We start from the raw sequence: 13,896 nt of genomic DNA, 5'->3' as shown, positions 1-13,896 counted from the left end.
TTTATCTAGTCTAAAAATTCAGATGACTTATTTTAATCACTTTACAGAGGGATCGGAAGGGGCATCATGAGATTTCCTATACTGTGTAGGAGCAATATCAAAAAGTTCTTTAAAGCATTTGTTGAAGTATTGAGGATTTCCAAATCCTAACCGGTAAGCAATATCCGAAATGTTCATCTCCGGAGCATTCAGTAGAAAATATGCTGCTTTTTTCAGACGAAGATTCATGATAAAATTATTTGGCGTACTTCCCGTAATACCTTTTATCTTCTGGAATAAGACGGTACGTCCTACTCCCATCTCCCGTGAGAAAGCATCTACACTGAATTCGGGATTTTCCATATTATCTTCCACCACTTGAGTAGCTTGTTCGATAAACTTCTGGTCGAGTTCATTCGTTGCAATCTTCTCCGCCTTGCTATCCAGTTGATGGGCATATTTATTCTGTAAAAGTCTGCGGGTATTAATCAGATTATTGCATTGCATCACCAGCCGCCGCATATTAAATGGCTTCACCACATAAATATCCGCTCCAATTCTCAATCCTTCCAACTCACGTTCGGGAGCACTAAGGGCAGTCAGAAGAACGACAGGTATATGGCAGGTTTCTATATTGTTCTTGATCTTGGCACATAACTCTGTTCCGGGCATTCCGGGCATCATGATATCCGAAATTACCAGATCGGGTTGCATTACCTTTACTTTCTCGTACCCTTCCTTGCCATCACTTGCAGTTTCAACCGTATACAGCGGAGAGAAGATATCTACAAGGATATTTCTGATTTCTTCATTATCATCAATCACCAGTAATTTACAGTCAGTAGTCCCGTTTTCACTTTGGGCTGACTGCACCTCTTTAACCAGCAGTTCTTTATCTTCCGAATAATAAATATATTCCTTATCCTGCTCCGGTTCAATCCGGGCCACAGAAGAGTCAAAGTGAGCATCCCCTTTTTTCAGAGTGACCTTAAAACAAGAACCTTTTCCCAACTGACTTTCTACTGTTATATCCCCCTGATGAGCTTTCACAATACCCTGACTCAAAGCCAGCCCGATACCAGTTCCTCCATACTGTCCTATATTCTCAACCTGATAGAACCGCTCGAATATCTTAACATAGTCTTCCTCGGATATTCCCGCACCATTATCGGAAACGGAAAACATACATTCCTCCGTTCCATCAGCCAATTCCATACGGATAGTTCCACCGTCTGAAGTATATTTAAAAGCATTAGACAGCAAGTTATTAACCACCTTCTGTATTTGCATCCGGTCTCCCCACACGAGGCATTGCTCGCAGTCGGCATGCAAAACAAACGAAATATTCCTGTTAGCAGCCAACTCCTTAAACAATACATAATGCTCTTTGAGCAAAGAATATAAGTCAAATTGAGAAACTTTCAGTTTCAAAAGTCCCTGCTCCTGTTTCCGGAAATCAAGTAACTCCGTAATCAATGATTTCAGGTTACCTGCATTTTTATGTATATTCAACAGTTTCGAATAAGCATAGGTAGACAATTTGCCGGAATTCAGCAACAGATCAACCTGCCCCAAGATAAGAGTGATCGGAGTCCTGATTTCATGCGAGATATTCGTGAAGAAACGAAGTTTGGATTGATTCATCTCTTCAATGTATTGCTTCTCGCGAAGTTCAAAATCCAATGAAGTTTTCAGGAACAGACGGATTCTATATTCTCTCACGATGAAGAATAGAATAGTCAGAATCACGCATACATAAATAGTATAGGCCCACCAAGTGGCATAGAAAGGTGGCGTAATCGTTATATCCAGCGATCTGATTACTTCCGGGAAGTTCTTCAATCTGATCTCAAAGACATAATCACCCGGAGAGATATTTGTATAGGTAATATCATTTCCCAAACGGTTCTCGCTCCATTCATCATTATACCCCATCAACCGATATTCTACTTCACCACCGCCTATATGCAGAAAATTATCTGTTGAGAAACCGATAGAAAATACATTTTGCAAGTAATTCAATTTGATCCGTCCGGTATAGGCAAAGGATTTATTTAAAATACCGGTTTGATCGCCTGTTGTTATCTCTTTGTTGTTGACATACAAATGAGCTAACTCCAGATCGTATATTTTCGGAGGATAATACAGACTACTTTCACGAATGGTTACCAATCCGGTAGCTCCTCCCATATAAATATCATGGTTGCGGGATACATGCATGGATTTCCGGTTCACAAGAGTCAGCGGAAATCCGGTTTTAGAATTGAAGTTTATCACTTTTCCCTCTTTCTGTTCCAGCATTGACAATCCATGCCCGGTACCAATCAATAAATTCCCGGAAGGGGTTTCCCCCAGTACCCTGATATTTTCTCCCGACAACACACTTTCAGGAGTATGTAAACGAAACAAACGTTCTTTCTTATCCAGCAAGAAAAGTCCGTTGCCATGTGTCCCTACCCAAATATTTCCTTTTCGATCTTCATAGATAACATTGACCAACTCTTTTTGAGATCTGACCCGTTTCTTCAGACTTATCCTATAGGTTTCAAACCGCTTTTCATCAATCACATAGGCTACACAACCGTCGTCGGCAGCAAACCATAATCTGTTTTTCGAATCAAGCAATAGGGTGTTATAATTATGTGTAAACAGTTCCTTCTGATGAAACAACACCTCGGATTTCAAGGTCTGTTTATCCAAACTCACAATAGCGGATGTTGTCCCGACATACAATTTACGAGGAGTATCTGCCAAGGCAAACAGGGCTTCTCCTACACTTTCTTCTCCAAGCGGTTCGAGATTATAGATATCATTCCGATAGTTATTAAGATGAAAACAATTCACCTTATTGGTAAAATCGGCTGCAATCCATAAGCAATTATTAGCCTCATCAAAAACAACATCTTTCAGGTAGTCCGTACTGAAATGATATCCCGTATGCGCATTAAAATGCTTGAACTTTCCCTGTTCCGGTTGATATAAATCTAATCCCCCTCCTTCCGTACAAATCCAGATATTCCCGGCTTTATCTTCTGCCATAGCACCGACCACCGGAAAAGACAATCCGGTGTCCGAAGCATGATAATGCACAAAATGCTGATATTCCGGAGAGAAGAAGTTTACTCCTCCCCAATAAGTCCCCACCCAAACAGTTCCTTGTTTGTCCGTATAAAGAGACGTCACCGAACGATTGGACATAGCACCCACCCGGTTAGGATCAGCCTGATAATGGAATATTTTCCCGGTAGCCACTTCAATCTTACTCAATCCACTTCTGTAGCCTACCCATATATTCCCTTCCAGGTCCTGACATAACGCTCTCGCCATATCGTCCCGAACCGTGTAAACACTCTTATCATTATATTCATAGTGATGTATGATCGTACCTTGAGGTGAAAAACAGAAAACGCCCTGATCCTGCGAACCGATCCAAATATTCTGGTCGTTACTTTTTATCAGTTTCATCACTTTAATTCCGGGCAAGTGAAGTGACATCGATCCGCAAGTATCTACACGCATCACCCCGCCATCTTTCAAAGCAACCCAAAGATTTCCTTCCGAACCTTCTACCATTGTCGGCCCGGTGTCCGGCAAATGTACCTCCGCATACATGGGTTTCACGGAACGGGTATTCTTATCATACAAGAAGAGTTTTCCCCCTTCTGCAATCCACACTCCCAACTTTCCTTTGGCAAGAGTGGAAGGAGAAGGCACCGGAAGAATATAATATTTCTCCGTTTCAAGGTCGAACTGGAAAAGTCCGGTAGAGGTCAAGAGAAAAAGACTCCCCTGGCCGTCCTCCACCATCTGGGTGACATATAGATTACCATAACTGATGGAATCGTTATGAAAATGATTAAAGACTTTGATATGATTGCCATCGAAACAATTCAGCCCGTCCAGCGTGGCAATCCATATACGCGACTTCTCATCCTGGCAAATATCGCTCACCGTTATTTGCGACAATCCATCCTCTACACCCAATGTTCTGAACTTATATTCCTGTGATTGAAGAGGAGATATAAATCCTAAAAGAGATAACAGAATAAGAAAATGGATCTTAGATAGTTTTTGTCCGCGCATATCAAGAATGATGGTTTATAGCACATTATCTTCGCCACAAAAGTAACAGTTTTTATGATATTCCCAAAATCAGAGCCAAATAACTAATAGATATGGACTTCATCCTATTCATTCTTCCCGCCCGAACGAACGATACTCCAACGGAGTAAGTCCCGTACGTTTCTTGAAGAAAGAGAAAAAATATTCGGTTGACTGGAAACCTAGAAAAAAAGAAATCTCTTTTACTGACTGGGAAGTTCCCACCAGCATTTGTTTAGCTTTACGAAGTTTCAATTCCTGGAAATATTTAGCAGGAGCATAGCCTGTATACTCCTTAAAAACACGTCGAAACCATGAATAACTAATATTGAGTCGCATAGCCAACTCTTCCGGGTCCACATTGCCGGAAACATTTTCATTCATAATGATTTTTGCCTGTTCGATTTTCTGATCCACATCACTCATCTCGAAAACCTTATTCTTGGAGACGGAAAGAATCATCCCTATCATGTGGAGCACAATCCCGGAAAGATATTGTTGCGCGGAAATCTTATCCGCTTCGGCTACGGCAAGAGCACGGGAGAATAATGAGACTAACTCTTCATTAAGGCCTATTTCCAGTATTTGCTGTTCCTGCGACAAAAAAGCATCATCAACAATGGCGTCTATCATAGGCCCCTCGAAACCGATATAATATTCCGTCCAACCAGTCTGCCGCAACGGGCGATAAGTATGCCATTGTCCGGGAAACAATACCATCAGCCGACCTTTACAAACTTGCTTTTCAGAGGTAGAATCAGATGAAAACAAACCACGCCCCTTGGTAATATATACCAATTGATACTCACGAAGCACTCTTCCTTTTTCTGCATTAAAAAAGTAACCGGAAGGATGCTCTTTCAACGGATAAGGTGAATCAGGAGGAATGGATTGATAGCCGACGGTATTTACCCACAGACCGAATTTACGATCCATGTCATTTACAATCAGATATTTAAATTCTAATCCCAAACTATTATCCTCGATCATACCGATGTGTTTTCATGTAATTGAGTTGGACAAAAATAGGAATTATTTTCAGAAAAACACCACAGATTACACAGATTTACACAGATTTAATTCTTAAATATCGGCTTCCGATTAGAAAATAATCTGTGTAAATCTGTGTAATCTGTGGTGAAAAGAACTTCCGCAAAAACTAACTTTAGAAAGCTTTGCGATATAGAGCTTCGATATCTGCTACCGAAGTAGGACGAGGATTACCGCCTGTGCAAACATCATTGAAAGCAGCTACAGCCAGTGCAGGAATATCTTCTTCCTTCACATTGATTTCATGTAATTTCTGCGGTATATTGATACTGGCAGAAAGTGCTTTCACTGCCTCAACAGCCGCTTTTACTCCCTCGGCTTCACTCATTCCGGTAGTGTCCACTCCCATTGCTTTCGCAATATGGATATATTTCGGAGCTGCCGGAGATTCAGCATTGTATTCCATCACATACGGCAACAATAAGGCATTGGCTACCCCATGAGGAGTATCATAGAATGCACCTAACGGATGCGCCATCGAATGAACAATTCCTAAACCGACATTCGAGAATCCCATACCGGCAATATATTGTGCCTGTGACATAGCTTCGCGGGCTGCCACATCTTTACCATTATCCACAGCTGCTTTCAAGTTTTGAGCAATCATTTCAATGGCTTTCAATTCGAACATATCGCTCATTACCCAGGCACCCGGAGTGATATAACTTTCGATGGCATGAGTCAAAGCATCCATACCGGTAGCTGCAGTCAGTCCTTTTGGCATTGAGTACATCAGTTCAGGGTCTACGATAGCTACGGCAGGAATGTCGTTCGGGTCTACACAAACCATTTTCTTGCGGGCATCTTCATCAATAATCACATAATTGATCGTTACTTCGGCAGCTGTTCCGGCAGTAGTAGGCAGCGCGAAAGTAGGCACCGCTTTGTGTTTGGTATCAGCTACACCCTCCAGAGACTTCACATCCGCAAAATCCGGGTTATTCACAACAATACCGATTCCTTTGGCAGTATCGATGGAAGAACCGCCGCCCAAAGCAACGATAAAATCGGCTCCGGAAGCTTTGTAAGCTGCCACACCGTTTTGCACATTTGTAATCGTTGGATTGGCTTTTACATCACTATAAAGTTCGTAAGGTATCTGGTTTTCATCAAATACTTTAATGATTTCGGCAGCTACTCCAAACTTAATCAAGTCTTTATCCGTTACAAAAAAGGCTTTCTTAAAGCCACGTCTGGCTGCTTCCACAGCAATCACACTCCGGCATCCGGCACCGAAGTAAGAAGTTTCATTTAAAATAATGCGATTCATGGTTGTGCTATTTGTTTAAAGGGTTAACCGCAACACCTTCCAGGGTAGAAAATGCTGCGGTTGCTAAATTCAATGACTGGTAAAAATATTATTTAGGCAGATTGAAAGCAACTGTCATTTCTTTCATCTGTTCCTGACTCATACCATCCGGCTCGAAGCCCATATTTTTCGCTGCGATATAGATGAGAGCCGATTTATTAAGTACATCGATCTGGTCGAACGCCTGCATTGCATCGCAATCTACTGCAAATACACCATGTTTCTCCCACATCACAACATCGTAATCCTGCAATTCCTTGATGGTAGCTTCCGCCAGTTCTACAGAACTAGGCAATTTATAAGGAATGATACCCAAACCACGCGGGCAGAATGCCTTTGTTTCGGGAATCATACTCCACAACAGATTGGTAGCCACATCTTTTTCCAGGAACTTCGGGCAATGTGTCATGGCAATCAGTTCAATCGGGTGTGTATGTACAGACGCTTTATAAGGAGAGTTTTTACTCAACAGGTCATTATGCACGCTCAAGTGAGAAGGTAATTCCGATGTCGGAGCCACAGCCTCGTCCGCAATAATTACGTAGCTGGCACAGTCGTCCAGAATACGGATCACCGAACCATTCTCCATTGGCCAACGAGCCAAATCGCGCATGCGCTTATTAGTTCCCTTGCAGTAGAAATAGCATCCTTTCAGATAAGGAAGAGTCACACCGATAGGTTTAACTTCACTGATCGGTTTCATCTGACGGATTTCATCGTCTACAAACTCTGTGATATTAACAGTGATATTACCACCGTTACGTTCAGCCCATCCTTTCTGCCACAAGTATCCGGCAACTTCTGCTACCTTGTTTACTTCTTTGGCAAGTCCCGGACGATTCTCTAAGATTGATTTCATTCTATATATAATTTTAATTAGGCATGGATTACACTGATTTCGTCGCAAGTTATAAAAAAACTGCGTAATCCATATAATCCATACCTAAATTTTTTAAAACAAATTTGGGAACACTAATGAGAAGATAAGTACGATCAGACCAGCTATCAGCACAGTTATGGTCTTGTTTGACACGCCTTTCCATTCTTTCAGAATAATTCCCCAAACATTACTAAATGTGACATTCAATGCCATCAAAATACACCAGGAGAAAGCCAACAATACCGGACTCTCCGTAAGGAAACTCTTACCCATTTCCAGTCCAAAGAACTGCATATACCATAGTACACCAGCCAACGCACAGAAAACCAAATTATTGCCCCATACTTTTCCTTTAGCATAGTCACCCATCGATTTATTAGCCACATTCTGTTGCAGACAGTAAACTGCATTTGTCAGGAATCCGCCAAAGGTAACCAGGAAGATCACCGGAAGACCGGCGTAAAGCCCTTCCACTCCACCGGCTAAAGCTGCTTCCTTGATAGGTGTTCCCGCATCCAGTCCCAAAGCAAAACAAGCACTCATGACACCGGCAAGAAGTGCAACCAGCAAACCTTTTGTTAATGCGAAATCTTTTACGGCAGCACGCTTTTCTTCTTCACTCATGTTTTGTGCACGCAAGCTACCGGCATACCCGATAACGGCAATACCCGCCAATGTGATGCAAACACCCAACAAAAGAATCAACCCGTTGCCTTCAAACAAGTTTGTGCCTGCAAAAAGAGCCGGAAGAAGAGTTCCGAAACCGGCACAAGTACCCAATGAGATACTCTGTCCCAGCGCAACCCCCAGATAACGCATGGAAAGTCCGAAAGTCAAACCGCCTACTCCCCACAGGATACCATAAAAGATGCTCATTCCAGCACCTCCCGCTCCCCACAAGTCGAACAAACTACTTTCCTGGGGTACCCCCAGTAGTGAACCCAGGAACGGGAACACTAACCAGGCAAATACACCTTGTATTAACCAGAAGCTTTCCCAGCTCCATTCCTTTACCTTTTTAATAGGCACATAAGAACTGGACTGGCAAAAGCTACCGATGGCTATAATCAATAAGCCGATTAAAATATCCATAACTTATCGTTTAGAAGTTACTTCGGCTTCGTACTTTTCGATTTCTGCGATGAAATCTTCACCTACAGGAACATTATTCTTCAAGCAGAACATATCCCAAACTGCATTCCAAGGCAGCGCTTTTTCTTCTTCGAGCAGAGCCAGACGCTGGAATCCCTGTCCGTTTGCTTCGTATTCACGCAACTTCGCAATCGGTTCGAGCAAAGCACGAGTCATACATTTCTGTGCTGCACGGCTACCAATCACATAAGCGCCAATACGGTTGATAGATGCGTCGAAATAGTCAAGACCATAATGTACACGGTCCAAAGCACCGCAACGAACGATTTCGCTGAACAGTTCCATAGTCGGGTCATCCATGATAGTTACGTGGTCTGAATCCCAACGAACTGGACGGCTTACGTGCAACATCAATTCAGGAACATAAAGCAACAATGAAGATACTTTATCAGCTACACTTTCTGTCGGGTGGAAGTGACCGGTATCCAACGTAATCATCTTATTGCGAGAAGCACCGTAACCGATATAGAAGTCGTTAGAACCTACCGTGTAGCTTTCCAGACCGATACCGAACACCTTAGATTCGATACAATCCTTCATATTCTTATATTCGGTAGCGAAAATCTGATCCAAAGAATCTTTCAACAACGCACGATATTTCATACGGTTTACAGTAATATCCTTGCTTCCGTCATGCACCCAAAGGTTCATGATACATGGATCGCCCTGTGCCTTACCCATTTCTTCTGCAACTGCACGACAACGTTTGGTATGTTCAATCCAGAACTGACGAATACCTTCATCAGGATTAGAAAGTGACAAATCGCCTGATTTCGGATGAGAGAAAGAAGTAGAGTTGAAGTCAAGTTTCATGTTATGTTCTTTACCCCATTCTATCCAACTCTTGAAATGTTCCGGTTCCACTTGGTCACGATCTACCACCTTACCTTGGAAATCGCCATAGATTTCATGCAAGTTCAAACGATGAGTACCCGGGATATAAGAAGCAGCTTTCAAGATGTCAGCACGCAGTTCATCAATGTTACGAGCTTTGCCCGGATAATTACCGGTTGCCTGGATACCTCCGGTCAATGAACCGGCCTGTACTTCAAATCCTGCAACGTCATCAGCCTGCCAGCAGTGAAGTGACAGATGAAAATCCTGCATAGTTTTCAATACTTTTTCGGTGTCTACACCTACTGCTGCATAACGTTCCACAGCAATTTCATACGCTTTCTGAATCAGTTCTTCTTTTTTCATGATATTCTATTAGTTTTAAAAATGATTATTCTGTCGATCGTTCTATTTATTTCCGAACGCAATTTTTAAAATGGATATAAGCCGCATCCCAAGCTTCCGTGTCTTGCGGTTGATAAGTCTTCAACGGGATAGAATGGTTAATTAACTGCCGCATACCGGCAACATCCGTTGCTTCGCCTGCCGCCATGGCCTGAATCATTACATTACCAATGGCGGTCGCTTCAGACGGACCGGCTACCACAGGAATTCCTATCGCATTGGCAGTAAACTGGTTCAGCAAATCATTCCGGCTACCTCCGCCAATCACGTGCAATGTTTCAATCGGACGGGGAGAAAGTGAACGCAAATTCTCCAACACCTGGCGATAACGCAAAGCCAAACTTTCAAAGATGCAACGCACTACTTGTCCGCGTTTCTCGGGAACCGACTGTCCAGTAGCCCGGCAATATTCTGTAATAGTTTTTTCCATGTCCGCAGGATTCGCGAAACAGTCATCATCCGGATTAATCAGACTACGGAACGGTTCACAAGCATCCGCCTCACTGATTAATTCAGGGTAACTTGTATCTCCCCAATTCAGACGGCAACGTTCCAACAGCCACATTCCACAGATATTCTTCAACAGACGGATAGTTCCTTCCACACCACCTTCATTGGTAAAATTCAACGCTTCCGTTTCAGCATTAATCACCGGAGCATCCGTTTCAACTCCCATCAGCGACCAGGTTCCGCTACTCAAATAAGCAAAATTGCGATCCAATGCCGGAACGGCAGCAACAGCAGAACCGGTATCATGGCCGGCTACCGCAATCACAGGAATCGCACCCAGTCCGGTTATCTTTTGCACTTCTTCCGTCAATACTCCCACCTTTTCACCCGGGAATACAAAACGTCCGAAATTCTTCTCGCTCAATCCTACCGCTTTCAGCAACTCCGGCTCCAAACGTCGTGTCTGTGCATTCACCAGCTGGGCTGTCGAAGCAATCGTATATTCCGTCACCATCTCTCCGGTAAGCATATAACTCAACGCATCCGGCATAAACAGAATTTTATCTGCCGCCTCCAACGCGCTGTCGTGATTGCGACGTAAAGTATCTAATTGGAAAAGTGAATTAAAATTCATAATCTGAATACCCGTTTTGCCATAGACTTCACTACGCGAAATACGAGAGAAAAGAGCCTCTGGTGCTCCTACTGTATGCGGGTCACGATATGCATAAGGCTGGCGAAGCAGGTTACCGTCTTTTCCGACACATACAAAATCCACTCCCCAGGTATCGATACCGATAGAAGCAATGGATTCGCCACGGTGAGCAACCAACTTCAATCCATCAATAATGTGACGATATAATGCATAAATATCCCAATAGAAATGTCCACCCACTTCAATCAGGTGGTTAGGAAAACGATTAATCTCTTCCAGATTCAATCCGCCTTCAATGAAAGTTCCTAAGATTGTACGGCCGCTCGTTGCGCCCAGGTCGACTGCAAAAAAGTTTTGTTTCATGGTATTCTGTCTATATATTTAAGGTATACATTTACCTACATGGCAAAGATAGGCGATTCCCTCCTCCTTTTCCTTATGTATTTTGATTGAAAGGGTATACATTTTGACACAAAAATCCGTTTCGGATTTTTTAGAATACCAATAAGACAATATTCAGATGACCGTTCACAGAAATGTGAGAGAGCTTTTTATGTTTTCCTTATCTTCCGCCAACAAGAAATCACGCAAAGAAATCTGTTTGATTCCCTGGTAATTACCTCCGCTTTGCATCTCGTCCATGGTAACCACATATTTAGGATAGTTGTCGGGGATTTCCAACAGATTGCCGAATTCCCGTTGAATAGTTGTATCATCAGAAAGCATATATGTTACTTGAATATAAATCCGATGATCGCTTTTCGAGGCAATAAAATCTATTTCTTTATTTCCGTACTTTCCAACATATACTTCATAACCGGATCTTAGCAAATCAATGCAGACAACATTCTCCATCAATTTATTGATATCTTTTCGGAAATCAAAATGACGTATGGCATTGTGCAATCCTAAATCTTCAAAATAATACTTCTCACCAATCTCAAAGATTTTCATCCCTTGAACTTCCGCCCGCTGTATTTTATAAATAAAGAAGCTGTTGCACAATGCTCTCAAATAGTTCAAAATGGTTTGTGTAGGTATATTTACCTGTTGCGATTTCAAGTACTTACTGATATTCTGGGCAGAGAAAAGAGAACCGGTATTGTCTATCAGATAAGCTACCAGATTCTCCAGAAAAGATACATTTCGAATAGATTCCCGCGCAACCACATCTTTCAACAAGATGGTAGAGTAGACATTTTTCAAATACTCGAATATTACATTTGTTTCCATTGTTAAATTATGGATATAAGGCATTCCTCCGAAAGTGAGATAGAGTCTCAAACTTTCCGAAGAATCTTGTCGCTGATTGAATGTTAAGAACTCCTCATAACTAAGCGAGTGAACCGGAAACTCTACATATCTTCCCGCCAAATGAGTAGCCAATTCACCAGAAAGCATCTTTGCATTGCTCCCTGTACAATAAATGTCACATCTATTTTCGTTCAACAAACTCCGCAAGCATAATTGAAAATCTTCTATTTCCTGTATCTCATCTATAAAAAGATAGTTACATCCATGTCCTGCCGTCATTTTCAGTACATATTGATAGAGTTCCATGTAGTTCCTGATATCTGCAAAGGCGAGCTGTTCTTTATCCACAAAAACTATATTAGCTTCCGGCTTTTCTTTTTTTATCATATCTGATATTTGCAAAAGAATATAGCTTTTACCTATTCTACGTTGACCGGTTATCACTTTTATCAGTTCTTTATCGATAAAAGGCTCTATTCTCTTAGCATATAAAGGACGAGGGATATAGTTTTTCATATTCAATTATGTTTTAATCCAGCCACAAATATAATAAAAGTTTCAATCGTAATTGAACTTTTCATCATATTTATCATATACGTCAAGCATATCTCAAGGATTTCAGTCCTATTTATTACAAAGTGCACTTTTTTCACTTTTATGCAAAAAAACTTTGGTTTTATGCATATTTTCTCCAAAATAATGCATACTTTTGCGCCATTCTTAGAATAATTATACAATGAAGAAGAAAGCAAATCGGTTAGACGCCATCAAAATGATTATCTCAAGCAAGGAGGTCGGTTCGCAGGAAGAACTGCTGCAAGAGCTGAACCGCGAAGGCTTCGAACTGACACAGGCCACCCTCTCCCGCGACTTGAAACAATTGAAAGTAGCCAAGGCTGCCAGTATGAATGGAAAGTACGTATATGTACTGCCGAACAATATTATGTATAAACGTTCTACCGACCAGAGTGCCGGTGAAATGTTACGCAACAACGGATTTATCTCTTTGCAGTTTTCCGGTAACATCGCCGTTATCCGCACCCGTCCCGGTTATGCCAGCAGCATGGCTTATGACATCGACAACAATGAATTCAGTGAAATTCTGGGAACCATTGCCGGTGACGATACGATCATGTTGGTGTTGCGTGAAGGAGTTGCCATCAGCAAAATACGCCAGCTTTTGTCACTCATCATTCCCAATATCGAATAATTATACCTATTATTATATAATAAAGAAATGGACACTCAACAAATAGATGTTATGGTAGCCGACGCCTCACATGAGGTTTACGTTGACACTATTTTGGAAACTATCAGAAATGCTGCCGCCGTACGAGGAACAGGAATTGCGGAACGCACACACGAATACGTAGCGACAAAGATGAAAGAAGGTAAGGCGATTATTGCTCTTTGCGGTGACACTTTCGCCGGATTTACCTATATCGAATCATGGGGAAACAAGCAGTACGTGGCTACTTCCGGTTTGATCGTTCATCCCGATTTTCGTGGATTAGGGCTGGCAAAGCGTATCAAACAGGCTTCTTTCCAACTGGCACGTCTCCGATGGCCGAAAGCAAAAATATTCAGTCTGACCTCCGGAGCAGCTGTCATGAAGATGAATACCGAACTGGGTTACGTACCTGTCACCTTCAACGAATTGACAGACGACGAAGCTTTCTGGAAAGGATGCGAAGGATGCATCAACCATGATATTCTGGTAGCGAAGAACCGTAAATTCTGCATCTGTACAGCCATGCTGTACGATCCGACAGAGCCACGGAACATAAAAAAAGAACAAGAAAGAAATAATATTTAAAAGATACAGCA

10 protein-coding genes are annotated in these 13,896 nt (G+C 42.1%); 2 read left to right on the top strand and 8 right to left on the bottom strand.

Features of this window, described 5'->3' with window-relative positions:
• Positions 1-36: 36 nt before the first annotated feature.
• The 8 genes from H8796_RS09300 to H8796_RS09265 form a co-directional block, all read right to left on the bottom strand.
• Entirely contained in the window at positions 37-4,062 is a 4,026-nt protein-coding gene (locus H8796_RS09300; RefSeq protein WP_117936113.1) for a hybrid sensor histidine kinase/response regulator transcription factor, read from the bottom strand.
• 108 nt (positions 4,063-4,170) lie between these two features.
• Entirely contained in the window at positions 4,171-5,070 is a 900-nt protein-coding gene (locus H8796_RS09295) for an AraC family transcriptional regulator (RefSeq protein WP_004310460.1), read from the bottom strand.
• Between the two features lie 175 nt (positions 5,071-5,245).
• Positions 5,246-6,400 (bottom strand): lactaldehyde reductase, encoded by a 1,155-nt coding sequence (fucO, locus tag H8796_RS09290; RefSeq protein WP_117936116.1) that lies wholly within the window; start codon positions 6,398-6,400, stop codon positions 5,246-5,248.
• Positions 6,401-6,488: 88 nt separating this feature from the next.
• Positions 6,489-7,298, bottom strand: a complete 810-nt coding sequence (rhaD, locus tag H8796_RS09285; protein WP_008997894.1) for a rhamnulose-1-phosphate aldolase — start codon at positions 7,296-7,298, stop codon at positions 6,489-6,491.
• Between the two features lie 93 nt (positions 7,299-7,391).
• On the bottom strand, positions 7,392-8,411 hold the full coding sequence (rhaT, locus tag H8796_RS09280) for an L-rhamnose/proton symporter RhaT (protein ID WP_008997895.1): 1,020 nt from the start codon (positions 8,409-8,411) through the stop codon (positions 7,392-7,394).
• A gap of 3 nt (positions 8,412-8,414) precedes the next feature.
• Positions 8,415-9,671 carry an L-rhamnose isomerase gene (locus tag H8796_RS09275; protein WP_004299875.1) on the bottom strand — a complete coding sequence of 419 codons (1,257 nt, stop codon included), beginning with the start codon at positions 9,669-9,671 and terminating at the stop codon, positions 8,415-8,417.
• A gap of 46 nt (positions 9,672-9,717) precedes the next feature.
• The gene (gene rhaB / locus H8796_RS09270) at positions 9,718-11,178 is read right to left on the bottom strand and encodes a rhamnulokinase (protein WP_117936118.1); all 1,461 of its coding nucleotides are present in this window, start codon (positions 11,176-11,178) and stop codon (positions 9,718-9,720) included.
• A 165-nt stretch (positions 11,179-11,343) separates the two neighbouring features.
• Complete coding sequence (locus H8796_RS09265) at positions 11,344-12,585, bottom strand: ATP-binding protein (RefSeq protein WP_117936120.1); 1,242 nt, start codon at positions 12,583-12,585, stop codon at positions 11,344-11,346.
• A 220-nt stretch (positions 12,586-12,805) separates the two neighbouring features.
• Between H8796_RS09265 and H8796_RS09260 the strand changes: the two genes are divergently transcribed.
• Positions 12,806-13,279, top strand: coding sequence for an arginine repressor (locus H8796_RS09260; protein ID WP_004310466.1), 474 nt, complete (start codon positions 12,806-12,808; stop codon positions 13,277-13,279).
• A gap of 27 nt (positions 13,280-13,306) precedes the next feature.
• Entirely contained in the window at positions 13,307-13,885 is a 579-nt protein-coding gene (locus tag H8796_RS09255; RefSeq protein ID WP_004299851.1) for a GNAT family N-acetyltransferase, read from the top strand.
• Positions 13,886-13,896: the final 11 nt, after the last annotated feature.

Source organism: Bacteroides sp. M10, assembly GCF_014334015.1.
Taxonomy (GTDB): domain Bacteria; phylum Bacteroidota; class Bacteroidia; order Bacteroidales; family Bacteroidaceae; genus Bacteroides; species Bacteroides intestinigallinarum.
This window is presented reverse-complemented; position numbering and strand designations above follow the sequence as displayed.